23 protein-coding genes and 1 riboswitch are annotated in these 25,264 nt (G+C 73.0%); of the genes, 6 read left to right on the plus strand and 17 right to left on the minus strand.

Features of this window, described 5'->3' with window-relative positions:
* Positions 1 to 50: 50 nt before the first annotated feature.
* Positions 51 to 181, minus strand: a riboswitch (FMN riboswitch).
* 362 nt (positions 182 to 543) lie between these two features.
* Positions 544 to 1,890: an ROK family transcriptional regulator gene (locus ACIHCX_RS20755; RefSeq protein WP_400031477.1), complete on the minus strand. Its 1,347-nt coding sequence runs from the start codon at positions 1,888 to 1,890 to the stop codon at positions 544 to 546.
* Positions 1,891 to 2,023: 133 nt separating this feature from the next.
* On the opposite strand from ACIHCX_RS20755, the gene ACIHCX_RS20760 reads away from it, so the two are divergent.
* From ACIHCX_RS20760 to ACIHCX_RS20775, 4 genes are all read left to right on the plus strand, one after another.
* Positions 2,024 to 3,235: an MFS transporter gene (locus ACIHCX_RS20760; protein ID WP_400031479.1), complete on the plus strand. Its 1,212-nt coding sequence runs from the start codon at positions 2,024 to 2,026 to the stop codon at positions 3,233 to 3,235.
* 128 nt (positions 3,236 to 3,363) lie between these two features.
* On the plus strand, positions 3,364 to 4,761 hold the full coding sequence (locus tag ACIHCX_RS20765) for a uracil-xanthine permease family protein (protein WP_400031481.1): 1,398 nt from the start codon (positions 3,364 to 3,366) through the stop codon (positions 4,759 to 4,761).
* A gap of 110 nt (positions 4,762 to 4,871) precedes the next feature.
* The gene (locus tag ACIHCX_RS20770) at positions 4,872 to 5,537 is read left to right on the plus strand and encodes a DUF5995 family protein (RefSeq protein WP_400031483.1); all 666 of its coding nucleotides are present in this window, start codon (positions 4,872 to 4,874) and stop codon (positions 5,535 to 5,537) included.
* 91 nt (positions 5,538 to 5,628) lie between these two features.
* A complete protein-coding gene (locus ACIHCX_RS20775; protein ID WP_400031485.1) occupies positions 5,629 to 6,558 on the plus strand; it encodes an LLM class F420-dependent oxidoreductase in 930 nt (309 codons plus the stop codon).
* A 16-nt stretch (positions 6,559 to 6,574) separates the two neighbouring features.
* Here ACIHCX_RS20775 and ACIHCX_RS20780 read toward each other — a convergent pair whose 3' ends face one another.
* Together ACIHCX_RS20780 and ACIHCX_RS20785 are read right to left on the minus strand one after the other, a co-directional pair.
* Entirely contained in the window at positions 6,575 to 8,287 is a 1,713-nt protein-coding gene (locus ACIHCX_RS20780; protein WP_400031487.1) for a flavin monoamine oxidase family protein, read from the minus strand.
* Positions 8,288 to 8,364: 77 nt separating this feature from the next.
* On the minus strand, positions 8,365 to 9,153 hold the full coding sequence (locus ACIHCX_RS20785; protein ID WP_400031489.1) for a carbon-nitrogen hydrolase family protein: 789 nt from the start codon (positions 9,151 to 9,153) through the stop codon (positions 8,365 to 8,367).
* Positions 9,154 to 9,612: 459 nt separating this feature from the next.
* On the opposite strand from ACIHCX_RS20785, the gene ACIHCX_RS20790 reads away from it, so the two are divergent.
* Positions 9,613 to 10,077 (plus strand): hypothetical protein, encoded by a 465-nt coding sequence (locus ACIHCX_RS20790; protein ID WP_400031491.1) that lies wholly within the window; start codon positions 9,613 to 9,615, stop codon positions 10,075 to 10,077.
* A gap of 25 nt (positions 10,078 to 10,102) precedes the next feature.
* Here the strand turns inward: ACIHCX_RS20790 and ACIHCX_RS20795 are convergent, their stop codons facing one another.
* From ACIHCX_RS20795 to fmt, 8 genes are all read right to left on the minus strand, one after another.
* Complete coding sequence (locus ACIHCX_RS20795) at positions 10,103 to 10,555, minus strand: Lrp/AsnC family transcriptional regulator (protein ID WP_400031493.1); 453 nt, start codon at positions 10,553 to 10,555, stop codon at positions 10,103 to 10,105.
* A gap of 32 nt (positions 10,556 to 10,587) precedes the next feature.
* Complete coding sequence (locus tag ACIHCX_RS20800; RefSeq protein WP_400031495.1) at positions 10,588 to 12,030, minus strand: GuaB1 family IMP dehydrogenase-related protein; 1,443 nt, start codon at positions 12,028 to 12,030, stop codon at positions 10,588 to 10,590.
* A 132-nt stretch (positions 12,031 to 12,162) separates the two neighbouring features.
* A complete protein-coding gene (locus tag ACIHCX_RS20805) occupies positions 12,163 to 12,492 on the minus strand; it encodes a barstar family protein (protein ID WP_400031497.1) in 330 nt (109 codons plus the stop codon).
* Complete coding sequence (locus ACIHCX_RS20810) at positions 12,489 to 12,890, minus strand: ribonuclease domain-containing protein (RefSeq protein ID WP_400031499.1); 402 nt, start codon at positions 12,888 to 12,890, stop codon at positions 12,489 to 12,491. Before ACIHCX_RS20810 ends, ACIHCX_RS20805 begins: the two co-directional genes overlap by 4 nt.
* Positions 12,891 to 12,927: 37 nt before the next feature.
* Complete coding sequence (locus tag ACIHCX_RS20815) at positions 12,928 to 13,971, minus strand: sugar-binding transcriptional regulator (protein ID WP_400031501.1); 1,044 nt, start codon at positions 13,969 to 13,971, stop codon at positions 12,928 to 12,930.
* Between the two features lie 78 nt (positions 13,972 to 14,049).
* Entirely contained in the window at positions 14,050 to 14,736 is a 687-nt protein-coding gene (rpe, locus tag ACIHCX_RS20820; protein WP_400031503.1) for a ribulose-phosphate 3-epimerase, read from the minus strand.
* Between the two features lie 60 nt (positions 14,737 to 14,796).
* On the minus strand, positions 14,797 to 16,212 hold the full coding sequence (locus ACIHCX_RS20825) for an RsmB/NOP family class I SAM-dependent RNA methyltransferase (protein WP_400031505.1): 1,416 nt from the start codon (positions 16,210 to 16,212) through the stop codon (positions 14,797 to 14,799).
* An 82-nt stretch (positions 16,213 to 16,294) separates the two neighbouring features.
* The gene (fmt, locus tag ACIHCX_RS20830) at positions 16,295 to 17,227 is read right to left on the minus strand and encodes a methionyl-tRNA formyltransferase (RefSeq protein WP_400031507.1); all 933 of its coding nucleotides are present in this window, start codon (positions 17,225 to 17,227) and stop codon (positions 16,295 to 16,297) included.
* A 359-nt stretch (positions 17,228 to 17,586) separates the two neighbouring features.
* Here fmt and ACIHCX_RS20835 point away from each other — a divergent pair, with 359 nt between their 5' ends.
* Entirely contained in the window at positions 17,587 to 18,156 is a 570-nt protein-coding gene (locus ACIHCX_RS20835) for a hypothetical protein (protein ID WP_400031509.1), read from the plus strand.
* 518 nt (positions 18,157 to 18,674) lie between these two features.
* On the opposite strand, the gene ACIHCX_RS20840 is transcribed toward ACIHCX_RS20835, so the two are convergent.
* From ACIHCX_RS20840 to ACIHCX_RS20865, 6 genes are all read right to left on the minus strand, one after another.
* Positions 18,675 to 20,822: a primosomal protein N' gene (locus ACIHCX_RS20840; RefSeq protein WP_400031511.1), complete on the minus strand. Its 2,148-nt coding sequence runs from the start codon at positions 20,820 to 20,822 to the stop codon at positions 18,675 to 18,677.
* A gap of 115 nt (positions 20,823 to 20,937) precedes the next feature.
* A complete protein-coding gene (metK, locus tag ACIHCX_RS20845; protein WP_400031513.1) occupies positions 20,938 to 22,161 on the minus strand; it encodes a methionine adenosyltransferase in 1,224 nt (407 codons plus the stop codon).
* A 234-nt stretch (positions 22,162 to 22,395) separates the two neighbouring features.
* Positions 22,396 to 23,598: a bifunctional phosphopantothenoylcysteine decarboxylase/phosphopantothenate--cysteine ligase CoaBC gene (gene coaBC / locus ACIHCX_RS20850; protein WP_400031515.1), complete on the minus strand. Its 1,203-nt coding sequence runs from the start codon at positions 23,596 to 23,598 to the stop codon at positions 22,396 to 22,398.
* Positions 23,599 to 23,700: 102 nt separating this feature from the next.
* Positions 23,701 to 23,973, minus strand: coding sequence for a DNA-directed RNA polymerase subunit omega (gene rpoZ, locus ACIHCX_RS20855; RefSeq protein WP_003977348.1), 273 nt, complete (start codon positions 23,971 to 23,973; stop codon positions 23,701 to 23,703).
* Between the two features lie 60 nt (positions 23,974 to 24,033).
* Positions 24,034 to 24,627, minus strand: a complete 594-nt coding sequence (gmk, locus tag ACIHCX_RS20860) for a guanylate kinase (RefSeq protein WP_400031517.1) — start codon at positions 24,625 to 24,627, stop codon at positions 24,034 to 24,036.
* Positions 24,628 to 24,686: 59 nt separating this feature from the next.
* A complete protein-coding gene (locus tag ACIHCX_RS20865) occupies positions 24,687 to 25,010 on the minus strand; it encodes an integration host factor (protein WP_003977346.1) in 324 nt (107 codons plus the stop codon).
* Positions 25,011 to 25,264 lie beyond the last annotated feature (254 nt).

The following is a 25,264-nucleotide window of genomic DNA, read 5'->3' on the forward strand; positions in this document are numbered from 1 at the left end:
CCGCGAAGGACGAGCCCAGATACGGCGGCGCACACAGGTGTGCTCGCTCGCCGCGCACTGCCTCCCATCCGGACTTTAACCGTCGGTCCAGGAATTCCACCTGGTCAACCGGCCGCTGGAAGCGACCGGGTCGCGGACTATAACCGCCGGTTCGGACTTTCACCGACCCCGGAGTGCGCTGCTACTGGTACAGGGACAGTGTGCCACGCCCGATCGGCATGGCCGCGGACGAAGCGTGTGGGGTGGCTCACAGAACATGCCGTGCGCCGTGCCGACGCCGCGCCGTGCGCGGGCGTGGAGGTCCGGCGGCGGGCAAGGGCCGTCGTCACCGCCGCCGGACCGGTCTGGACGGAAGTCAGACACTAAGAGGACTAGACCAGGCAGGTCAACAGGTACGGGGAACAGGCGTGTTCCGCCGGACCGGGCCGAACAACGGCCTGGAGCTGTGAATTTGGTACGACATCCGGGAGGCGCGAGGCGCCTGCCGGACCCGGGTGGCGGCGGAGGCTCGAGCGCTCCGGCGGGGTGAACAACTCGGAGGCGTCAGCGCTCCGGCGGGGTGAACAAGTCGTCCTGGGCGCGGTCGCGGGCGGTCGCGAGCGCGCCGCGCAGCACCGCCCGGCCGCCGAGCGCGCTCGCCCTCACCTCGGTGCGGAGCGGGGACATCCGTGCGACGCGCTCCGCCACGCGCGCCACGAGCGCCTCACCCCCGGCCTGCCCGATCTCACCCCCGAGGACCACGCACCCCGGATCGAGCACGGCCACCACCGAGGCGACTCCGAGGGCGACGCGGTCGGCCAGGGCATCGAGGAAGCGTGAGGCCGCGGCGACGTCCTCGACGAGCGCACCGCCCACAGCGCCCTCCCCAACCCGGACGCCTTCGCCGACACCTGCCGGGGAGGCACCCGCCGAGGTCCCACCGTCCGAGGCGGAACCCGCCGCGGAGGCGGTCGCCCCCGTGATCACCCGCGCCGCCGCCCGTACCCGTCGCGCGGCGACCGGCTCGGCATCTGCTCCCTCCAGGTCGATCCCCTCCGAGCCGGTGCTCTCTGCCAACAGCCCGTGCTGTTCCGCCAGTTCCGCAACCGCCGTCGCGCCGACCAGGGAGTGGAAGCCGTCCGCGCAGCCCGTGGCCGAGGGGAGGCCCGCGGTGCCCGGGACGGGCAGGAAGCCGATCTCGCCGGTGCCTCCGGAGGCGCCACGGCGCAGGGTTCCGTCCAGGACGACGGCCGCGCCGGCGCCGTGGCCGAGCCACAGCAGGACGAACGTGTCCCGGTCCCGGGCGGCCCCGTCCCGCTGTTCGGCCAGGGCCGCGAGGTTGGTCTCGTTCTCGACGGTGACCCGCGCCCGCGGCAGCCGCTCCTGCAACACGGCCACCAGCCGGCGGTGCCATTCGGGCAGCCCCGTGGAGTCCCGGAGTTCGCCGGTGCCCGGGTCGATCAGGCCCGGCGCGCCGATGCCGACCGTGTGCAACCGCTCCGCCCCCGCCTCCTTGACCACCCGCTCCACCAGAGCGACCGCCTGCTCCAGCGCCGGCCCGGTGCCGGCGTCCCCGCCGATCGGCACGGACTCCGCGGCCAGTTCCCGGCCCAGCAGGTCGGCAACGATCACGGACACACTCTCGGTGCGGACGTCGAGCGCGGCCAGGTGGGCGCGGTCGGCGACGATGCCGTGCAGCCGCGCGTTCGGCCCGCGCCGCTGCTCGCCGGACTCACCGACCACGGTGATCAGGCCGGAGGCCGTCAGCCGTTCGACGAGGTCGGCGACGGTGGGCCGGGACAGACCGGTGAGCTGCTTCAACTGCCCCGCCGTCAGCGGTCCTTGCTGCTGGAGCAGCCGCAGGGCGAGCCGGTCGTTGATGACCCGGGCGGTGCTCGGGGATGCGGGCATGCCGGGAATCCTCCCAGATCTGCGGGCTGCTGCCGTCCGTGCGGGACGCTATCTATCAGGCAGGTTCCCTGATAGTTTACGTCGGCGCGACGGCGCGAGGGGCAACGGCGGTCAGCCCGGGAGGGGCCGGACAATGAGTGCAGTGGTCTACGAACAGCACGAGGTGCGGCGCGCACGGTACGCCGTGGCCGCCGTCTTCGCCGTGCACGGCGCCGTCACCGGCTCGTTCGCGACCCGCGTGCCGTGGATCCAGGACCACGCGGCGGTCAGCCCCGGACAGCTGGGGCTCGCGCTGGCCTTCCCGGCGCTCGGCGCGTCCCTCGCGATGCCGCTCGCGGGCGGCATCAGTCACCGCTTCGGCGCCCGCAACGCGCTGCGCGGCCTGATCGCCCTGTGGACGCTCGCCCTCGTCCTGCCCTCCCTCGCCCCGAACCTCCTGACCCTCTGCCTCAGCCTGTTCGTCTACGGCGCCACCGCGGGCATGGCGGACGTCGCGATGAACGCCCTCGGGGTGGAGGTCGAGAACCGGCTCGACCGCTCGATCATGTCCGGCCTGCACGGCATGTGGAGCGCCGGCGCCCTGGTCGGCTCGGCGGCCGGCACGGTCGCCGCGCACCTCGGCTCGGACGCGCGGCTGCACCACCTGCTGGCCGCCGCCGTGCTGACCGTGCTGGGCGTCGCCGCCTGCACCTGGGTGCTGGACCTCCAGCCCGCGCAGGACGAGGAGCCGCCGCCGCGGTTCGCGCTGCCGCCGAAGTCGGCGCTGCTGATCGGGGCGATCGGGTTCTGCGCGGTGTTCGCGGAGGGCGCGAGCCTGGACTGGTCGGCGGTCTACCTGCGGCACCAGTTGGAAACCTCGGCCGGCCTCGCGGCGGCGTGCACCACGGGCTTCACCCTCACCATGGCGATCGCGCGGATCGCGGGCGACCGGGTGGTGGACCGGTTCGGCGCCGTGCGCACGGTACGGGCGAGCGGTGTGCTGGCGGTCCTGGGCGGCCTGTTCGTCGTCGCGGGGGGCCACCCGGCGGTGGCGATGACCGGGTTCGCGCTGATGGGCCTCGGTATCGCGGTCGTCGTACCGCTGTGCTTCGCCGCGGCCGGCCGCAGCGGCCCGAACCCCAGCCAGGCCATCGCGGGCGTCGCGACCATCACCTACACCTCCGGACTCGTCGCCCCGAGCGCGATCGGCGGACTGGCCCAGGCGACCAGCCTGGTGGTGTCCTTCGGCCTGGTGACCCTGCTGGCGTGCGGTCTGGTCGCCTTCGCGGGGGTGCTCACGGCGGGCGACCGGAACCGGTCGAAGATCGGACCCACGAGCACCGCAGTTCCCGACCCGCGGCCCTGAACGGGGCCTGAACAAGGTCGGAACGAGGCCTGAACGGGATCTGAGCAGGGGCGGGTGGCACGGTGACCTCCGCGCACCCCGACAATGGTGCGGACAGGCACCACGTTCAGAGAAAGCGAAATCCCACCATGGACCTCGGCGTGCGCTGGAAGCTGCACGGTGACGGGCGTACGCCCGCACCCGGAGCAGTGGTACGGCCCGACGAACGGCTCTCCTGGCCCCGCACGACAGGACTCGGCGCCCAGCACGTCGTGGCCATGTTCGGCGCCTCCTTCGTCGCCCCCGTGCTCATGGGCCTCGACCCCAACCTCGCGATCATGATGTCGGGCGTCGCGACCGTGATCTTCCTGCTCGCCACCCGCGGCCGGGTGCCCAGCTACCTGGGCTGCTCGCTCTCCTTCGTGGGCGTCGCCGCGGTCATCCGGGCACAGGGCGGCACCAGCGCCACCGTGACCGGCGCGGTCTTCGTCGTCGGTGTCGTGCTGTTCCTGGTGGGCCTCGCCGTGCAGCGCTTCGGGGCGCGGATCATCCACACCGCGATGCCGCCGATCGTCACCGGCGCGGTCGTCATGCTGATCGGCTTCAACCTCGCGCCGGTGACCGCCTCCACCTACTGGCCGCAGGACCAGTGGACGGCCCTGCTCGTGATGCTGTTCACCGGGCTGGCCGTCGTGTGTCTGCGCGGTTTCTGGTCCCGGATCGCGATCTTCCTCGGGCTGGTCTTCGGCTACGGGATCTCCTGGGTCTTCGACCGGGTCCTCGGAAAGATCCACTCCGTGGACGCGACCGGCAAGCTCACCGACCACTGGCGCCTGGACCTCTCGGGCGTGGGCAGGGCCGACTGGATCGGGCTGCCGTCCTTCCACGCGCCCAGCTTCCAGTGGTCGGCCATCCTGGTGGCGCTGCCCGTCGTCATCGCGCTGGTCGCGGAGAACGCGGGGCACGTGAAGGCGGTCGGTGAGATGACCGGCGACCCGCTGGACGACAAGCTCGGCACCGCGATCTCGGCGGACGGCGCGGCCTCCATGCTGTCGACCGCGGTGGGCGGCCCGCCGAACACCACGTACTCCGAGAACATCGGTGTGATGGCGGCGACCCGCGTCTACTCGACCGCCGCGTACTGGGCCGCCGCGGGCTTCGCGCTGCTGTTCGGCATCTGCCCCAAGTTCGGCGCGGTCGTGGCCGCCATCCCGGGCGGTGTCCTCGGCGGCATCACCGTGATCCTGTACGGCATGATCGGCCTGCTCGGCGCGCAGATCTGGATCAACGCCAAGGTCGACCTGCGCAACCCGCTGAACCTGGTGCCGGCCGCGGCGGGCATCATCATCGGCGTCGGCAACGTCAGCATGAAGATCGGCGACACCTTCTCCCTCAGCGGCATCGCGCTCGGCACCCTGGTCGTCATCACCGGCTACCACGCGCTGCGCGCCTTCGCGCCCGCCCACCTCAAGAAGCAGGAGCCGCTGCTGGACGAGGGCACGTCGTCGTACGGCGACGAGGCCCAGGGCACCCGGCCCGCCTCGTAGGCCGACAGCCCGTCCCTCCGCCCGTCCCGGCGGCGGCAGCGTTCCCCCGTTCCGGGGAAGCGCCGGGCCCGTCGGCGCCCGGGCCGTCCCGGGCCTGGGACGCTGCCCCCATGGGGCAATCGGCACAACTCACCCACAGCCCGGACACAGTGGGCGCGGCGGTCGCCCGGATGCGCGACCTGGCCGCCGCGCTGCCCGAGCACGACGGGGTCGCCGTCTTCCACCGCGTGTACCTGGCCGCCACCGAGGCGGTCGGCCGGTGGCCGGCGACCACGCTGGACCTGCCGTGCGCCGGGCGGTATCTCGCCGCCGTGGACGCGGCCGCCGAGGGGCGGCGGCCGCCCGCCTGCTGGCGGCCGCTGTTCCAGTTCCGCCGGCATCCCGGGGTGCGGCCGGCGCAGTTCGCGCTGGCCGGCGTCCACGCGCACATCGGCCACGACCTGGCCCTCTCCGTGGTGGACGCCTGCCGGGCGGAGCAGCGCGAACCGGCCGAGCTGGAGGGCGAGTTCGACCGCCTGGGCGATTTCCTCCTGGCGCTGGAGGAGCGCGTCCGCGAGGATCTGGCGCCGGAGCCAGACCTGCTCCGGATCACCGACCCCCTCACCCACCTGCTCGGCTCATGGGACCTGGAGCGGGCCCGGGAGGCGAGCTGGTCGGCCGTGCGGGCCCTGTGGGCGCTGCGCCGACTGCCCGACGTGGCCGAGGAGTTCGGTCGCCGGCTGGACGCCGCGGTCGGCTTCGACTGCCGCATGATGCTCACGCCGCTGCCCGGCTGATCCGGACATCCGCCCGCACCTTCCCGGAACTGGCCCGTAATCACTGTACGTTGACCGTGGGACACGGACGATCACGAAGGAGCGCACCGTCATGGCGACCCGACTGGGAATCGGCCTTCCGCAGCAACGGCAGTACGACCTCGGCAGGGACGTGCCCGATGTGGCACGCGCGGTGGAACGCATCGGCTACGACAGCGTGTGGGTGTACGAGCGGGCCCTGTTCCCCGAGCCCGCCACCCAGGGGCTGTACGGCATCGAGGGTCTGCCCTGGCCCGACTCGTACCGGCACGTGGCCGACCCGCTGGTCACGCTCACCCTGGCCGCGGCGGCCACCGAACGGGTCCGGCTGGGCAGCAGCGTGCTGGTCGCGCCGCTGCACATGCCGTTCCAGCTCGCCAAGGCCCTCGCCTCGCTGGACGCGGCCAGCGGCGGCCGGGTGATCGCCGGCTTCGGCACGGGCTGGTCCCTGGACGAGTACGCGGCGGCGGGGATCCGGCCGATCGAGGAGCGCGGCCGGGTACTGGACGAGGTGATCGACGTCTGCCGGGCCGTGTGGGGGCCGGACCCGGTGCGCTACGACGGCGGCATCACGAAGATCGCGTCGGCGGTGGTGGGCCCCAAGCCGGCCCGGCCGATCCCGATCCTGCTGGCCGCGGGCACCCGCAGGGCCCAAAAGCGGCTCGTCGAGCACGCCGACGGCTGGCTGCCGGTGGCCATGGGCGCCGAGCAGGTCGCGAGCCAGTGGGACGCCTTGCGGGACTTGGCCGCCGAGCGGGGCCGGCAGCAGCCGATCCGGACGGTGCTGCGGGCGAACGCGTCGTACTCGGCCAAGGCGTACGAGGGCGCCGGCCGCCGGCCGTTCCAGGGCGACGCGGACCAGATCGTCGAGGACCTCCTCGCGTACGCGGCGATCGGCCTGGAGGAGATCCTGGTCGACGTGCAGAGCGGCCTGCGGGATGCCGAGGAGCTCAAGGACGTCGCCGCGGAGGTGCTCGAGAAGGCGCGGGCGGCCGGGGTGTGACCGCCCCGGACCTCCGTCAGTCCTCCGGGAGTTCGACCGGTGCGATGTCGTCGTAGACGTCGCCGGGGCCGGGGTTGACCGGGTCGGTGCCGCCGCCGAGGTGGTGCATGACGCCCCAGACCGCGTTCAGCGCGGTCTGCACGGCGCCCTCGGCCCACCCGGCCGTCCAGGAGATGTCGTCGCCGGCGAGGAAGACGCCCCGCTTGTCCTCGGGCAGCCGGTCCTGCATGAAGTGGGTGAACAGGCGCCGCTGGTAGCGGTAGTGGCCGGGCAGGTTGGCCTTGAACGCGCCCATGAAGTAGGGCTCGTTCTCCCAGGACACGGTCACCGGACTGCCGATGATGTGTCCCCGGATGTCGACGTCCGGATAGATCTCCGACAGCGACTTCAGCATGACCTCCATCCGCTCGTTCGCGGACAGCGGCAGCCACTTCAGGCTGTCGTCGCACCAGGTGTAGGAGAGGCAGATGACGGCGGGCTTGTCCGGGCCGTCGTCGAGCAGGTAGGTGCCGCGGGTCATGCGGTCGGTGAGCGTCATCGACATCACGTCCCGCCCGGTCGGCTCGCCCCGGTCGTCGACGGCCTTGTCCCGCCAGAACGGCCGGTCGACGGGCACGAAGAGCTTGCTGGACTCCATGTAGTGGGTGCGCTCGATCGCGGTCCAGTGGTCGATCGGGAAGAGCGCGTCGTCGCACTGAACCTTGGACAGCAGCATCCAGGACTGGGCGGTGAAGATCGCCGCCCGGTAGGTACGGATGTCGCCGTTCGCGTCCGTCACCGTGATGCGGTTGTTCGCGGTGCGGTGCAGCCGGGTGACGGCGGGGCGCGGTTCACCGTCCACGTGCAGGGACTTCAGCGACGTGCCGTAGGGCCAGTGCACGAGCTTCTCCGGCTCGCGCTCCCAGAGCCGGAGCGGCAGTTGCTGCGAGCCGCCCACGATGCCGCGGTGGTGGTCGTCGGCCTCGGTGTAGACGACGCGCAGGATCTCCAGGATGGAGTTGGGGAAGTCGGTGTCCCAGCCGCCGGTGCCGAAGCCGACCTGGCCGAAGATCTCGCGGTGCCGGAAGGACCTGAAGGCCTCGGACTCGCACAGGAAGCCGTAGAAGGTCTGGTTGTCGAGCTTCTCGACCAGGCGGGACCAGATCGCGCGGATGCGCGGCACGTCGCGCTCGCGCAGGGCGCGGTTCATGTCGGAAAAGTCGGCGCCCTCCTCCAGGCACCGGTTCCAGGCGTCCGCCACGTCCCGGTAGACCTGCGGCAGGTCGTCGATGGTCTCGGCGTAGTGCGACTCGCCCTTGAGGTCGACGACGGTCGACGGGGTCGCCTCGGCCAGGGGGTTGGGGAACGGCTGGGTGTCCAGACCCACCAGGTCGATGTAGTGCTGCAGGGCGGTGGAGGACGGCGGGAAGCGCATGGCGCCCATCTCGGCGGTCAGCGACTCGTCGCAGCCCTCGAAGCCGACGGTGCGCAGCCGGCCGCCGATCCGGTCGGCCTCGTAGACGACGGGCTTGAGGCCCATCTTCATCAGCTCGTAGGCGGCGATGATGCCGGACAGGCCGCCGCCGATGATCGCGACCTCGGTGCCGTGCTCGGTCGCGGGGACCTGTCCCAGGCCCGCCGGGTGGGCGAGGAAGTCGTCGTACGCGTACGGGAAGTCCGGGCCGAACATGGTGATCGGCGGCTGCTGCTCGCCTGCGTGCTCGGCGGCGTTGGGCACCGTGGACGTCATGGGGTGCGGACTCCTTGCGCGAAAGAACCGGGGAGGGGGAGGTCTGAGGGAGCCCGAGGGGGAACCCTGGGGGTCGGTCAGACGAGGGACCCGTAGAGGCCGGGGCGGCGGCCCTCCAGATACGGGTTGGCCTCGCGGGAGGCCGTGAGGAAGGCGGGGTCCGCGTCCGCGAGGACCAGTTCCTCGGACCGGCCGGCGCGAGTGCGCGCGACGCCGTCGGGGCCGGCCAGGGCGGAGAGCCCGACGAACTCGAACTCGCCCTCGGTGCCGACCCGGTTGACGTAGGCGATGTACATCTGGTTCTCGAAGGCGCGCACCGGGACCAGGGACTCGGCGACGAACTGGAACGGGTGCATCAGCGCCGTCGGGACGACGAGGAGGTCGGTGCCGGCCAGGGCGTGGGCGCGGACGTTCTCCGGGAACTCCACGTCGTAGCAGATGATCAGGCCGACGGTCAGTCCGTTCAGCTCGGCCTGGACGACCGGCTGCTCGCCCGGCGTGAACTGGGCGTGCTCGAAGTCGCCGAACAGGTGGGTCTTGCGGTAGCCGGCCAGGCGGGTGCCGTCGGCGGAGATCAGCTGCACGGAGTTGTACACCGCCTCGCCGTCCCGCTCCGGGTAGCCGTAGGCGACGGCCAGCCCGTGCCGGCGGGCCAGCTCCGCGACCGCGTCCGCCCAGTCGCCGTCGGCGGGCTGGGCCAGGCGGCCGATGTCGTCGCCGATCGCGTACCCGGTCAGGAACAACTCCGATGTCGCCAGCAGCCCGGCCCCAGCGGCGGCGGCGCGTCCGGCGGCGGTGTCGAGGACCTCGAGGTTCTCGGCGACGGCGCCGGGGCGTCCGGAGCTCTGGAGCAGGGCGGTGCGCATGGTTGTTCCTCACCGGTACGGGACGGGGGTCGGGGATCGCTTAGACGCTACGGTCGGCGGCCTGGGGCGGACAAGCGGCAGCCGTTGCGCGTCGATGATCTTTTCGTTGCGTACGACCGGCGATGAACGGCGATTCGTTGCGCGTCCCGCGAAGACGCCCTCGACATCACCGTGCGCGCAGCCCACTCAGGCCGGATGCCGAACCGCGCGGCAGGGCACGCGACGCCTCGTCGAAGACGGGCCCGGCCCCGGGAACGGCACCCGGACGACCGGGCTGCGGAGCCAGAAGCAGGACGCGTCGCTGGAGGCGAGTCGCGTCGCCAGAAGCAGGACGCGTCGCCGGAAGCGAGCAGCCTCGGCGGAGGCGGGACGCCTTGCCGGAGCGGGTGGCCAGGCCGGGCTCGCCGCGAGACGATGGCGCGGACGCCGGACGCCGGACGGCTGACCGAGGGAGCCGCGATGTACCCCGCCGCCATCACCGCCCTGCCTCACGTGGACGAGCACGCGACCGTCGTCGCGGCCGGCGCCGACGCCGTCTGGCGCGGGATCGGGGATGTCCTGGACCGCTCCTTCGCGAGTCCCCGGGCCACCCGTTACGCCCGCCTGGTGGGCTGTGCCGACCGGGCGGCGGGCGGCCCGCGGCCCCTGGCCGAGGGTTCGACGATGCCCGGTTTCCGGGTCGTCTCGGCGGTGGTGGGGCGGGAACTGGTGCTCACCGGGCGGCACCGCTTCTCGTCGTACGCCCTGATCCTCCGGCTCGAACAGGCGGGCCCGGGACGGTCGCGGCTGCGCACGGAGACCCGGGCGGACTTCCCCGGCCCGGCCGGCCGGCTCTACCGGACGCTGGTGATCGGCACGGGCGGCCACGCGGTCGGCATGCGGCGCCTGCTGTCGGCGATCGGCCACCGGTCGACGACGGGCTGAAACGGACCCGCGCCCGGCACGCGTGTCAGCCGGGCGCGCCCGAGGAGAAACGGCGCAGCAGAGGTGAGAGCACCAGGACGGACTTGGTCCGTTCCACGAACGGCTCGCCGGCGATCCGCTCCAGGACCCGTTCGAAGTGCCGCATGTCGGCGGCGAAGACCTGGACGATCGCGTCCGCCTCGCCGGTGACGGTGGAGGCGGACACGACCTCCTGGTAGCGCTCCAGGCCGCGTTGGATGGTCTCCGGGGAGGTGTTGCTGCGGCAGTAGATCTCGACGAACCCCTCGGTCTGCCAGCCGAGCGCGGCCGGGTCGACCCGGACGGTGAAACCGGTGATGGCGCCGGTGGCGCGCAGCCGGTCCACGCGCCGCTTGACGGCGGGCGCGGACAGGCCGACCAGCTGCCCGATGTCCGCGTAGGAGCGGCGGGCGTCCTCGGCGAGGGCGTGCACGATGCGTTCGTCGAGATCGTTCAGCACTGTGGGTGGATCACTTCTCGGGACTCGGCGGCTCAGTTCCAGCTGGCGTGCAGCGGCTTGCCCTCGGCGTAGCCGGCCGCGCTCTGGATGCCCACGATGGCCTTGTCGGCGAACTCCTCCAGGGAGCCGGCCCCGGCGTAGGTGCACGAGGAGCGGACGCCCGCGATGATCGAGTCGATCAGGTCCTCGACGCCCGGCATGGCCGGGTCGAGGAACATCCGGGAGGTGGAGATGCCCTCCTCGAACAGCGCCTTGCGGGCGCGGTCGTACGCCGACTCCTCGGAGGTGCGGTGGCGCACCGCGCGCGCGGAGGCCATGCCGAACGACTCCTTGTAGGGGCGGCCGTTCGCGTCGTGCTGGAGGTCGCCGGGCGACTCGTAGGTGCCCGCGAACCAGGAGCCGACCATCACGTTGGACGCGCCGGCCGCCAGCGCCATCGCCACGTCGCGCGGGTGGCGGACACCGCCGTCGGCCCAGACGTGCTTGCCGTACTTCTTCGCCTCGGCGGCGCACTCCAGGACCGCGGAGAACTGCGGGCGGCCCACGCCGGTCATCATGCGGGTGGTGCACATGGCGCCCGGTCCCACCCCGACCTTGACGATGTCCGCGCCCGCCTCGATCAGGTCCTTGACGCCCTCGGCGGAGACGATGTTGCCGGCGGCGACCGGCACCTGCGGGTCGAGGTCGCGCACCAGCTTGACGGCGTTGATCATCGACTCCTGGTGGCCGTGCGCGGTGTCGATGACGAGGGTGTCGACACCCGCCTCGAGCAGCTGCTCGGCCTTGCCCGCCACATCGCCGTTGATACCCACGGCGGCGGCGATGCGCAGCCTGCCCCGGGCGTCGGTGGCGGGGGTGTACAGCGTGGCGCGCAGGGCGCCCTTGCGGGTGAGGATGCCGGCGAGCCTGCCGTCCTTGTCCACGGCGGGCGCGTAGCGGCGGTTGGCCGCGTCGAGGGTGTTGAAGGCTTCGCGCGGGTCGATGTCCGCGTCCAGCAGGAGCAGGTCCTTGCTCATGACCAGTTCGAGCTGGGTGAAGCGGTCGACGCCGGTCAGGTCCCGGTCGGTGACCACGCCGACCGGCCGGTGCTGCTCGTCGACGACCACGCCGGCGTTGTGCGCGCGCTTGGGCAGCAGGGCCAGCGCGTCGGCGACGGTCTGGTGCGGGGCCAGCACGATCGGGGTGTCCAGGACCAGGTGGCGGCTCTTGACCCAGGAGATCACGTCGGTGACGACGTCGATCGGGATGTCCTGCGGGATGACCACGAGGCCGCCGCGGCGGGCCACCGTCTCGGCCATGCGGCGCCCGGCGATGGCGGTCATGTTGGCGACGACGAGCGGGATGGTGGTGCCCGTGCCGTCCGGGGAGCTGAGGTCCACGCCCTGACGCGAGCCGACCGCGCTGCGGCTCGGCACCATGAAGACGTCGTCGTACGTCAGGTCGTACGTGGGCTGGATGTCATTGAGGAAACGCACGTGCCGCACATCCCAGTCGATCAGAGGTGACCCCCGGGCAGGTCCGCCAGGGGGAAAGAGCACGTACTTCATTCTCCCATGGAGCGGACCGTGCCATGCCCGGGCCGAACGTCCAGGCCATCCGGCCGCCCGCTAGGAGGAACCTCCAAGCGCGAGGGCGACGTCCAGGGCAGGACGGCCGCCCACCGGGGCGGCGAGGACCTCCTCGACGATCTCCCACTCCTCGGGCCTGGCCTGCGCGTACGCCCGCCAGCCCCGTACCACGATCAGCATCCCCCGCTCCACGGCCTCGGCGGGCCAGAGGGTCTCGTCGCCGAGGCTGTCGGCCAGCGCGTCCCAGTTCCGCCCGAACCAGTCGGGCAGCGCGAGGGCGCGGGCGGCGCGGTCCATCAGTCCCGCCTTGTCCGTGACTCCGTCGAGGTCCAGGGTGACCACGACCCGGCCTGCCAGGTCTTCGCTCATCTCAGTACCGCCCGGAACGTGTTGTAGTGATCATCGGTGTAGTAGAACTGCCCGCCCTGGCCTGCGACGATGCGCCTGGCTCCACGGTCGCGCGACCCCGGGGTCCGCACCGTGTACTCGTGGTAGTAGCCGCGCGGCTCCTTGGGCAGCCGCCCCTCGAAGTTGCCGAACACGGTGTTGTCCTGCCGGTACGGGTAGGGGCCGCCCCTGTCGATGAGGTCCAGGGTCTGCCGGGCCTCGGCCGGCAGCCGGGACTGGCCGATCGTCGCCATCCCGTGGACCCACGACGTGGCCGAGGGGTCGGAACCGGCCGGCCCGGAGGGCGAGCAGCCCGTCAGGAGGACGGCGAGCGTGACGAGGAGCCCCGCGAGCACACGGGGGACGAACCGCAGCAGCATGCCGTCGATGCTCCCACGGCCGTCCCGCGCGGACTCGTCAGGGGCCGTCCGGGTCCGCCCTGTTGAGAGCGGGCCTGGGGGTGGGCCCCGCCGTCATCAGGTAGTCCGCGGCCGAGGTGTCCGTGACCAGGCTGGTGACCAGGCCGGACCGCAGCACCGCGTCGATCGCCGCCGCCTTGCGCTGCCCGCCCGCGATCGCGACGACCTCGGGGATGCGGCGCAGCTGGTCGGCCTTGACCGTGATGCACCGCTCCCCCAGGTCCCGTCCGATCCGGCGGCCCTCGGCGTCGAAGAGGTGCGCGGCCATCTCGGCGGCGACACCGAGCGAGGCGTAGTGGGCCCGCTCCTCGTCGCTGAGCATGTCGTGCACCGTCGAGATGCCCGGCTCCCAGGAGCCGATGGACACACAGGCGACCGTGACCTTGTCGAAGTACTCGTAGGCGCGCGCGATCCCGGTCTGGTGGCGCAGCGCCGCCGCGGTGGCCGCGTCCGGCAGCAGCATCGGCGCGTAGATGGGGTGGGCGTCGCCGCCGGAGACCTGGGCGGCGCGGCGCACGGCCTCCACCGAGCCGCGCTCGGAGGTACCGGCGTCGTACACGCCCGTCAGCTGCACCACCGTGCACGGCGGCAGCCGGTTCAGGGCCGCTGCCATGTGGATGGTGGACCGGCCCCAGGCCAGGCCCAGCACGTCTCCCTCGTCGACGAGTTCGCCGAGCAGATCGGCGGCCACTTCGCCGAGGTTCTCGGGGTCGGGCGTCTCCTCTGCCTCGGCCGGGGACTCGACCACGACGGCGTGCCTGAGGCCGTAGCGGGCGCGGAGCGCGTCGGAGCGCTCGGCGTCCAGCTCGGCCGGCACGCGGATCTCGATGCGCACGAGATCCCGTTCGAGAGCGGTCTCCAGGACCCGGGCCACCTTGAAGCGGCTGACGCCGAACTCCTCGGCGATCTGGATCTTCGATTTGCCCTCGAGGTAGAAACGGCGGGCCATGGCCGCCGCCTGCACCAGCTCAGCGGGTCCCATCCGCATGGCTGACCGGCCCGCCGACATACCCGACACGGCGATCTCCTCACTGCTGTTCACACTCTGGATTCACCGTTCATCCTTGCAGATCCGGCGCGGTTGATCAGCCCTGAAGGTTGCCGTTCACGCAGCCGTTGTTCAGTGGCCGCATCCCCAGGACGCCTTGGTGGTGGCCGTTTCCGCCTGGTCTCGCAGGGCTCGCACCGCTTCGGCGGGGTCCTGCGCCCCGTAGACCGCCGATCCCGCGACGAACACGTCCGCGCCGGCCTCCGCGCACCGCTCGATCGTCGAGGCCGACACCCCGCCGTCGACCTGGAGCCACAGCTGGAGGCCGTGCTTGCCGATCAGCTCCCGGGTGCGGCGGATCTTGGGCAGCATGATGTCGAGGAAGGCCTGGCCGCCGAAGCCCGGCTCCACCGTCATGATCAGGAGCATGTCGAGTTCGGGGAGCAGGTCCTCGTACGGCTCGATGGGGGTGGCGGGCTTGAGGGCCATCGAGGCCCGGGCGCCCTTGGCACGGATCTCGCGGGCCAGCCGGACGGGGGCGGCGGCCGCCTCGACGTGGAAGGTCACGGAGGAGGCGCCCGCCTCGACGTACTGCGGTGCCCAGCGGTCGGGCTGCTCGATCATCAGATGGCAGTCCAGCGGGGTGTCCGTCGCCCGGGCCAGGGACTCCACGACGGGCACGCCGAGCGTGAGGTTCGGGACGAAGTGGTTGTCCATGACGTCGACGTGGAGCCAGTCGGCCCCCTCGACCGCCTTCGCCTCCTCGGCGAGGCGCGCGAAGTCGGCGGACAGGATGCTGGGGTTGATCTGCACGGCCATGCCCCAAGCGTGCCATGCCCGGGCCCACGGTTCCGCCCCGGTACCCGGCGGAGGGGTCGGTCAGGCGGTGCGGCGGATCAGGGCCAGGTACATCGCGTCGGTTCCGTGCAGATGCGGCCACAGCTGTACATCGGGCCCGTCGCCGAGGGCCCCGACGCCCGGCAGCAGCGGGCGGGCGTCGATCAGGTCGGCCCCGGGGAACTGCTTGAGCACGTCGGTGACCACGGCACGGGTCTCGGCCAGGTGCGGGGAGCACGTCGCGTAACCGACCACACCGCCGACGCGCACCGACTCCAGGGCGGTGCGCAGCAGGCCGCGCTGGAGCGGGGCGAAGCCGTCCAGGTCCTCCGGGCGGCGCCGCCACCGTGCCTCGGGGCGCCTGCGGAGGGCGCCGAGCCCGGTGCACGGGACGTCGACGAGGACGCGGTCGAAGCTGCTCGGCCGCCAGGCGGGGCGCGTCCCGTCGGCGGCGATCACCTGATACGGGCCGGGGTTCCCGGCCAGCGCCTTCGCCACCAGGCCGGCCCGGTGGGGCTGCTTCTCGGAGGCGAGCAGGACGGCTCCGCGCTCGGCGGCGAGCGCCGCCAGCAGGGCCGCCTTGCCGCCGGGGCCCGCGCATCCGTCGAGCCACTTCCCGTCCGGGCCGTCGAGGGGCGCGTTCGCCAGGGCGAGCGCGACGAGCTGGCTGCCCTCGTCCTGGACGCCGGCCCGGCCCTCCCGTACGGCGTCCACGGCGCCCGGTTCGCCGCCCTCGGTCAGCCGCACGGCGTACGGCGACCAGCGGCCCGGCACCGCGGCCTCCTCGCGCAGCAGCTCCTCGGTGGTGGCCCGTCCGGGCCGGGCGACCAGGGTGACCTCGGGCCGCTCGTTGTCGGCCTCCAGCAGGTCCTCGATCCCGGCGCGTGGGCCGCCGAGGGAGTCCCACAGGGCGGAGACGACCCAGCGGGGGTGGGAGTGGACGACGGCGAGATGGTCCTCGGGGTCCTCGTCGTAGGGCGGCGCGACCTTCTCCACCCATCCGTCGAGGTCGTTCCGCGCGACCTTGCGCAGCACGGCGTTGACGAACTTGGCCCGCCCGTCGCCGAGGACGACCCGGGCGAGCTCGACGGTGGCGGACACGGCGGCGTGGCTCGGGATGCGCGTCCCGAGCAGCTGATGGGCGCCGAGGGTCAGCACGTCCAGGACGGGCGGGTCGACCTCCCGCAGCGGGCGGTCGACGCAGTCCGCGAGGATCGCGTCGTACGTCCCCTGGCGGCGCAGCGTGCCGTACACCAGCTCGGTGGCCAGCGCCGCGTCCCGCCCGTCGAAGTCGCCCTTCTCGCGCGCCTTGCGCAGCAGCGGGGGCAGGACGAGGTTGGCGTAGGCGTCCCGCTCGTCCACGGCGCGCAGCGCCTCGAAGGCGAGGATGCGGACGGGGTCCTTCTGGGGTCGGCGGTAGGGCTTTGCGGGCCTGCGGGGCCAACGGGTGTCGCTCACGGAAAAGGTGCTCCGGTTGTCTGGGTGCGCCGCGCTCGAACGCGCTGTGCGCCCAGCCTACGTCCCGGTCAGGGCCGCCAGGTCAGCCCCCGAGCGCCTCGCCCTCGGCGATGCGCGCCCCGCGCGTCCAGTCCGCCGCCCGCATCGGCTTCTTGCCCTGCGCCTGCACCCACAGCAGCTCGACGGCGTACGAACCGGTGCCGACGTGGACGCTGTTCTTGCCGACGGCGAGCGCGCCCGGGGCGAGGTCGGTGCGCTGCGGCGCCAAGGCGGCCTGGATCAGCTTGAGCCGCTCGCCTCGGAACGTGGTCCAGGCGCCGGGCGCCGGTGTGCAGCCGCGCACCACGCGGTCCACGCGCAGGGCGGGGGCCGTCCAGTCGACGTGGGCGTCCTCGACGGTGATCTTGGGGGCGAGGGTGACGCCCTCGGCCGGCTGCGGCACGGCCTTGAGGGTGCCGTCCTCGATGCCGTCCATGGTCGCCGCGAGCAGTCCGGACCCGGCGAAGGCGAGCCGGGTGAGCAGGTCGCCGCTGGTGTCGGTGGGCCGGATCTCCTCGGTGACGGTGCCGTAGACCGGGCCGGAGTCGAGTCCTTCCTCGATGAGGAAGGTGGACGCGCCGGTGATCTCGTCCCCGGCCATGAGGGAGTGCTGCGCGGGGGCGGCGCCGCGCCAGGCGGGCAGCAGGGAGAAGTGCAGGTTGACCCAGCCGTGGGCGGGGATGTCGAGGGCCGCCCTGGGCAGCAGGGCACCGTAGGCGACGACCGGGCAGCAGTCCGGGGCGATCTCCCTGAGCCGCTCCAGGAACTCCGGGTCTCGCGGCTTCACCGGCTTGAGCACCTCGATCCCGGCCTCCTCCGCCCGTTCGGCGACCGGGCTCGCGACCAGCCTGCGCCCGCGTCCGGCCGGCGCGTCGGGCCGGGTGACGACGGCGGCCACCTCGTGCCGCCCGGAGGCGAGCAGGGCGTCCAAGGCGGGAACGGCGACCTCGGGGGTACCGGCGAAGACGAGCTTCATGGGGTGGGCTGGGCCTCTCGGGCGGGATGGACGGCGGGCAGCGCACCAGTCTATGACCACGGGCCGGAAGCCGTGGCCGACAGGCGGTGCGGGGCCGCGGACGGCGAGCGGGCGGCAAGCGGGCGACGAGACGGGACGGCGGAGGCGGCAGGTGACGGGCCGGCAGGTGACGGGGGCGGATGGTGAGGACCGTCGGCGGTCGCGCAGCGCGCGCCCGGCGCGCGGGGGCGTACGTATGTGTTCCTACGCCCCCACACCGTGACCCGTGGAGCGCAAGCGCGTTGGTCAAGAAAGAGTTGACCACCGTGGGCCGGCTGCTCGGCCCGATTCCTTTCAACGCCGGTTCGAGAGGCTTGTTCATGGCCGACCACGCAACCCACGACGCCCAGGCCCGGGCCAGCCTGCATCTGCTGGTGCGGGACATCGAACGGGTCCGCCGGCAGGTGGACGCGCTGCGCACGCTCACCGCCCAGTTGGGCAACGTCTACCGCCCGCGCCGCTCCGGCCCCTCCACGGGCTTCGTCGTCTACGGGCGTGCCCCCGCCCCGACCGTCCGTCTCGCGCAGGAACTGCGCGACAGTGTCGAAACCCTGGTCACGGCCGCCGTGGACTTCGACCGCTCGCTCGGCTTCTCCTGGGACGCCGTCGGCTCGGCCCTCGGTGTCACCAAGCAGGCGGTCCACCGGCGTTACGGCGCCCGCCGCGCGACGGCCCAGGCCGTCGCGGAGACCGAGCGGGCCCCGGAGCCGACGGGCACCCGTACGGTCAACGTCGGCACCGGCATCCCCGCGGTTCCCGCAGTGCCCACAGTCCCCGCAGTGCCCACAGTCCCCGCGGCCCGCTCCATGCCGACCCAGCCGACGGCCGGCAGTCCGTCCCTGCGCGAGGAGCCCCGCCCCACCGCCTTCCCCGGTCCGCGCAACGGCTGAACGCCCCTTCTCGCGCGCCCCTCCCGGCGGGCAACCGGGAGGGTCCTCGACCTCCCCCGCCGACCGGGCATCGACGGCACCCGCCGCCTCCCCCTCGCGCGGCCCCCGCGCGACCGGGCACCCCGGACCCCCCGCACACCATGGCGGCGCTTTCGCGGCTCCGGACGTACGGCCGCCGGGCTGCCTGACGGGGCCCGTGCCGGCCGGTACGACACGGTCTCGCCTCGGCCGCCGCGTCGAGCCCTCGGGGCGCAGCCGAGCCCTCGGGACGCACGGCACACCCCAGGGACAACGGCACACCCAGGGACGAAGGACAGCGCCCCGCACCGGCCCCACCGTGCGCCCCGATCACCCGACCCGAGCAGCGACCCGGCGATCCGTCCGCCGTGGGACACCGAGCCGCCCGCGCCGCACGCGGACTCGGCCCCTGCGCGCCCCCGGCCCGGCCCGGACACGGCCCTTCGGCGAGCGGCCGTACCGGGGCGGACGTTCCCGTTCCCCGCGCGGGCGTCGCCGAGTCAGCCGATGTCCGGTGGGTCGACGCGTATCCAGACAGGGTCCTGGGTTCCGCGGGCCATACGGGCCGCCTGGGCGGACTTCAGGGCGGAGGCCAGGGCGGCTCCGCTGCCGGGCGGGACGCGGATCAGGGCCCGCGTCCAGTGTTCGCCGGGTGGCGGCGCGCCGGAGCCCCGAGGGCGGCCCGGCGGCGTGACCGGCAACGGAACAGGACCCAACACCTGTGCCTCACTCGGCAGTTCGACGGTGGGAAGGAAGTCCTCCACCACCTCCGCCGGGCCCGACACGGCCGCCATACGGGACACCGGGGGGAAACCGAGTTCGGCGCGCTCGGACAGCTCCCGCAGGGCGTGCCCGACCGGATCCCAGCGCACCAGCGCCTGCACCGGTCGCAGGGTCGGTTCGGCGACGACGACCACGGTGCCGCCCGCCGGCTGCGGCCGCACGAGCGCGGCCCCCGCGATCCAGCGCCGCAGCGCGTCCTCGCCCGCCCGCAGATCGGGCCGCCCGAGCATGGCCCAGCCGTCCAGGAGCAGGGCCGCCGCGTACCCGCCCTCGGCGACCGGCTCGGCGCCCGGGGTGCTCACCACCAGCGCGGGTGTCCCCGGCACCGTGTCCAGCACGTGCTCGCGCCCCGAGGTCCGCACCGGTACGGACGGGAACGCCCGGCCCAGTTCCTCGGCGGTCCGCCGGGCCCCGACGATCTGGGCCCGCAGCCGGAACGAACCGCATTCCGGGCAGTGCCAGGCGGACTCCTCCCGCCCGCACCAGCCGCAGCCGAGCGCCCCCGCGTCCTGCCCCTGGAGGGGCCCCGCGCAGTGCCGGCACCGCGCGGCCGCCCGGCACTGCGCGCAGGCCATCCGCGGTACGTAACCCCGGCGGGGCACCTGCACCAGGACAGGCCCGTGCCGCAGCCCCTCCCTGGCCGCCTGCCAGGCGAGCGAGGGCAGCCGTGCCGCCCGCGCGGCCTCGTCCCGGGCGAGATCGGCGTCGCCCACCGTGCGCACGAGCGGAGCCGCCCGCCGCACCTGTTCCCTCGCGGCGACGAGCGGCCGGGCCCAGCCGCTCTCGACGAGCTGCGCCGCCTCCACCGTGCAGCTCCAACCGCCCAGCAGGAAACCGCACTTGTCCTGCGCGGCGCGCAGCAGCAGCACCTCGCGGGCGTGCGGCTGCGGCGCGTGCTGCTCGCTGTGGCTGTCGTCCCCGTCGTCCCAGAGCGCGACAAGACCGAGGTCACGCACCGGCGCGAACATGGCCGCCCGGGTGCCGACGACGGCCCGCACGGACCCCCGGCGCACGGCGAGCCACTGCCGGTACCGCTTCTCCGGCCCCGCGTCGGCGGTGAGCAGCGCGTGCCGCCCCTCGCCCAGGAGGGCCGTCAGCTCGGCGTCCACCCGGGCGGCGGCCCGCCCGTCCGGCACGACGACGAGCGCACCGCGCCCCGAGGCGAGCGCGGCGGCGACGGCGCGGGCCAGCTCCCCGCTCCACTCGGGCCCGGGCAGCGCGTTCCACACGGCACGCGGCGAGCCGCCCGCGGCCAGGGCCCGCACGAACGCGGCCCCCTGCTCGTACCGCGCCCAGGAGCCCGGGTCGGGTGCGGGCGGCGGCGGCAGCGGTGCGGGCGAGGGCCGTTCCTCGGCCCTCGCCCTGCGCGGCGGCACCGCGAGTTGCAGGATGTCGGCGACGCTGCCCGCGTACCGGTCGGCGACGGCCCGCGCCAGAGCGAGCAGTTCCTCGCTGAGCACGGGCTCGGGCGACACGACCTGGGCGAGCGCGGCCAGCGGCCCCGCGTAGTCGGACTCGGCCCGGCGCTCGATCAGGTACCCGTCGATGAGGCCGCCGCCCTCGCGCCGGCCCTCGCGCACGCGGTGCCGTCCGGCTCCGAACCGCACGCGCACCCGCACCCCGGGCCGCGCGTCGGCGTCCAGTTCGGCGGGCACGGCGTAGTCGAAGTACCGGTCGAGGTGCAGTGCGCCCTTGTCGACCAGCACGCGCGCCACGGGCAGTTCCCCGGCCAGCGCGGCTCCACGCCAGGTGCGCGGCTTGGCCCGCGGCTCCTTCGCCTTGCGCACGCTCTCCCGGATGAGCGCAAGCTGCTCCGGCGGCGCCCCGGCGGCCCCGCCGTCCCCCGTCCCGTTCTCGCTGCTCACGCTTGCATTCTTACCAAACGGGACCGACAACCGACGACGAGCGAGGCCCGGACCCACCAGGGGTCCAGGCCTCGCTCAGGTCGCGCGGCAGCCAGGGGTCCGCGGCCCCCGGGTCCTACAGGCCCGCCGCCTCGCGCAGCGCGTCCACGCGGTCGGTGCGCTCCCAGGTGAAGTCGGGCAGCTCGCGGCCGAAGTGGCCGTAGGCGGCGGTCTGGGCGTAGATCGGGCGGAGCAGGTCGAGGTCGCGGATGATCGCGGCCGGACGCAGGTCGAAGACCTCGTCGATCGCCTTCTCGATCTTCTCGGGCTCCACCTTGTGGGTGCCGAAGGTCTCCACGAACAGGCCCACCGGCTCGGCCTTGCCGATCGCGTAGGCGACCTGGACCTCGCAGCGGGAGGCCAGGCCCGCCGCCACCACGTTCTTCGCGACCCAGCGCATCGCGTACGCGGCCGAGCGGTCCACCTTGGACGGGTCCTTGCCCGAGAAGGCGCCGCCGCCGTGGCGGGCCATGCCGCCGTAGGTGTCGATGATGATCTTGCGGCCGGTCAGTCCGGCGTCGCCCATCGGGCCGCCGATCTCGAACCGGCCGGTGGGGTTGACCAGCAGCCGGTAGCCCTCGGTGTCCAGCTTGATGCCGTCGTCCAGCAGCGCCTTCAGCTCCGGCTCGACGACGAACTCGCGGATGTCGGGCGCCAGCAGCGACTCCAGGTCGATGTCGGAGGCGTGCTGCGAGGAGACGACCACGGTGTCCAGGCGGACCGCCTTGTCCCCGTCGTACTCGATGGTGACCTGGGTCTTGCCGTCCGGGCGCAGGTAGGGGATCGTGCCGTTCTTGCGCACGTCCGACAGGCGCTTGGACAGCCGGTGCGCCAGGAAGATCGGCAGTGGCATCAGCGTCGGGGTCTCGTCGGAGGCGTAGCCGAACATCAGCCCCTGGTCGCCCGCGCCCTGCTGGTCCAGCTCGTCGACGTCGTCGCCCGCGGCGCCGCCCTCGATCCGCGACTCGTACGCCGTGTCCACGCCCTGTGCGATGTCGGGGGACTGCGCGCCGATCGAGACGGACACGCCGCAGGAGGCGCCGTCGAAGCCCTTCTTGGAGGAGTCGTAGCCGATCTCGAGGATCTTGTCGCGGACCAGGGTCGCGATGTCCGCGTAGGTCTTGGTCGTGACCTCGCCGGCCACGTGCACCAGGCCGGTGGTGATCAGTGTCTCCACGGCGACCCGGGAGGTCGGGTCCTCGCGCAGAAGCGCGTCGAGAATGGTGTCGCTGATCTGGTCAGCGATCTTGTCGGGGTGACCCTCGGTCACGGACTCCGAGGTGAACAGGCGACGGGACACAACGCTCCCTGGGGTTGCAGCGGCTGCTGGCTGATCATTGGCGGACGGGCACGGGGCTGCGCCCGGCGTCGTCCGGGAACAGTTTATCGGTCGCGCTCGGCCACCGGCCCACCTGTCTCGCCTCTCGGGAGCGCTGTGAGCTGCGGCACGGGCATTCTGCCGAAGCCCGGCGACCTTGACCAGGGTCGCCACGCGCCGGGCTTCGAGCTTCGAGCGGCCGTACGGGGCGGGCGCTCAGCCCAGCCGAGCCGCCACCAGGTCCCACACGGTGTCGGCCAGCGCTTCCTTCGGGCCGTGCGGCACGGGGGTCTCGCCGCCGTCGGCGGCCAGCACCACGGCCTCGTTGTCCTCCGCCCCGAAGGTCCTGCGCTCCCCCACCTCGTTGACCACGAGCAGGTCGCAGCCCTTGCGCGCGAGCTTCTTGCGCCCGTTGGCGAGGACGTCGTCGGTCTCCGCGGCGAAGCCCACGATCACCTGTCCGGGCCGCGCCCGTTCGGCTGATATCTCCGCGAGGATGTCCGGATTGCGCACCAGTGCGACGGGCTCGGGGTCCTGACCGTCCTTTTTCTTGATCTTGCCGGCCGCGTAGGTCGCGGGGCGGAAGTCGGCGACCGCGGCGGCCATGACCACCGCGTCGGCGTCCGCGGCGGCCTTCAGTACCGCCTCCCGCAACTGCACGGCCGTGCCGACCCGGACGACGTCCACGCCCGCCGGGTCCGGCAGGGCGGTGTTCGCGGCGACGAGCGTGACCCGGGCCCCGCGGGCCGCCGCCGTGCGCGCGAGCGCGTAGCCCTGCTTGCCGGAGGAACGGTTGCCGAGGAAGCGGACGGGGTCGAGGGGCTCGCGGGTGCCGCCGCCACTGACGACGACATGGCGTCCGGCGAGGTCGGGCTCGGCGGCGCCGCGGGCGAGCACGCGGCGACAGACCTCGAAGATCTCCGCCGGGTCGGGCAGCCGGCCCTTTCCGGTGTCGACGCCGGTCAGCCGGCCGACCGCGGGTTCGACGACGACGGCACCGCGGCGGCGCAGCGTCGCCACGTTGTCCTGGGTGGCCGGGTGCTCCCACATCTCGGTGTGCATCGCGGGGGCGAAGACCACCGGGCAGCGGGCGGTGAGCAGGGTGTTGGTCAGCAGGTCGTCGGCGAGGCCGTGGGCGGCCCTGGCGAGCATGTCGGCGGTGGCGGGGGCGACGACCACCAGGTCGGCCTGCTGCCCGATGCGCACGTGCGGCACCTCGTGGACGTCGTCCCAGACCTCGGTGGAGACGGGGTGGCCGGACAGGGCCGACCAGGTCGCGGCGCCGACGAAGTGCAGCGCGGAGGCGGTCGGCACCACTCGCACGTCGTGACCGGACTCGGTCAGCCGGCGCAGCAGCTCGCACGCCTTGTAGGCGGCGATGCCGCCACCGACCCCCAGAACGACCTTGGGCTTGTCCACCGTCTCTCCCCGGGCTAGGAAACGTACTTCCCCCATGACACACCACAGGCCCGGCAGTCGCGCTGCCGGGCCTGTGGACAAGTCAACCGCAGTCTGAACGTACTACTGCGCCGGCCCCTCGATGGCCTCGGACGTCAGCAGACCCGCGTTGATCTCGCGCAGGGCGATGGAGAGCGGCTTCTCGTGGACGTGGGTGTCGACGAGCGGACCGACGTACTCGAGGAGGCCCTCGCCGAGCTGCGAGTAGTACGCGTTGATCTGGCGGGCCCGCTTGGCCGCGTAGATCACGAGGCTGTACTTCGAGTCGGTGGCCTCGAGGAGCTCGTCGATCGGCGGGTTGATGATGCCCTCGGGCGCGGAGATGGAAGAGGACACGCTCTACCTTCCGATGGATGGGAAAGAATCAGTTGGTGCGACCGTCACGGTCACTCACGATCACACAATGTCCATCAAGGCTAGCAGCTCGCGAGCCACGCCCTCGACGGAGGTGTTGACCAGGGTCTCGTCGAACTCCGGCTCGGCCGCGAGCTCGGTCTTCGCCGCCTCAAGGCGTCGTGCGATCACCTCGGGCGGCTCGGTCCCCCGTCCGGTGAGCCGGCGCACGAGCTCGTCCCAGGAGGGGGGAGCCAGGAACACCAGCCGGCCCTCGGGCATGGACTCGCGGACCTGCCGGGCGCCCTGGAGGTCGATCTCCAGCAGCACCGGCACTCCCGACTCCAGGTGCTCGAGCACGGCGGCGCGCGGTGTGCCGTAGCGGTTGCCCGCGAACTCGGCCCACTCCAGCAGCTCACCGTTGGCGATCATCTTGTCCATCTCCTCGTCGGTGACGAAGAAGTAGTGGACGCCGTGCTGCTCATCGGGGCGGGGCCTGCGGGTCGTCGCCGAGACCGACAGCCAGACCTCGGGGTGTTCCTTGCGCATATGGGCGACGACCGTGCTCTTACCGACCCCGGAGGGGCCGGAGAGCACGGTCAGCCGCGGACGTGCGTCCGGGGGTACGGGGGTCGCGCCCCGGGGTGTTACAGCCATGCGGCGATTATTCCAGCAATCGCGCGGTGCCCGGGACGCGAGCCCTCAGCCCCCCGAACTCAGGAGCCGGTGCTGCCGAACTCGCGCTCCAGGGAAGCGATCTGGTTGGACCCGAGGCCGCGCACGCGACGGCTCTCGGAAATGCCGAGCCGCTCCATGATCTGCTTGGCGCGGACCTTGCCCACGCCCGGCAGGGACTCAAGGAGGGCGGAGACCTTCATCTTGCCGATGACGTCGTTCTCCTGACCCTGCTTGATGACCTCGTGCAGGGAGGCGCCGGAGTGCTTGAGTCGATTCTTGACCTCGGCCCGCTCCCGGCGAGCCGCGGCGGCCTTTTCGAGCGCGGCTGCGCGCTGTTCAGGGGTTAGGGGCGGAAGAGCCACGCCTACGTCACCTCGGATGTCGAACTGTCGGATACGGACCGGTGAGGAACCTAGTCGCCCCACACCTGGGGAGGCACGAGCAACACGCTTGCCCGGTCTCCCCCACTACCTTGAGGGCGTGGGAGGCGCCCCCACTCGACGGAGACTAGCGGTCCCGTCCGCCAGAGTCAGCGAGAACAGAGGAAAAGTCCTGGTCAGCCTCCGCCAGGCCGGGCATTTAGGACATAATGCCCCGGATTTGAGGATGTATCCAG

It is taken from the genome of Streptomyces sp. NPDC052043, from assembly GCF_044548235.1.
GTDB lineage: Bacteria > Actinomycetota > Actinomycetes > Streptomycetales > Streptomycetaceae > Streptomyces.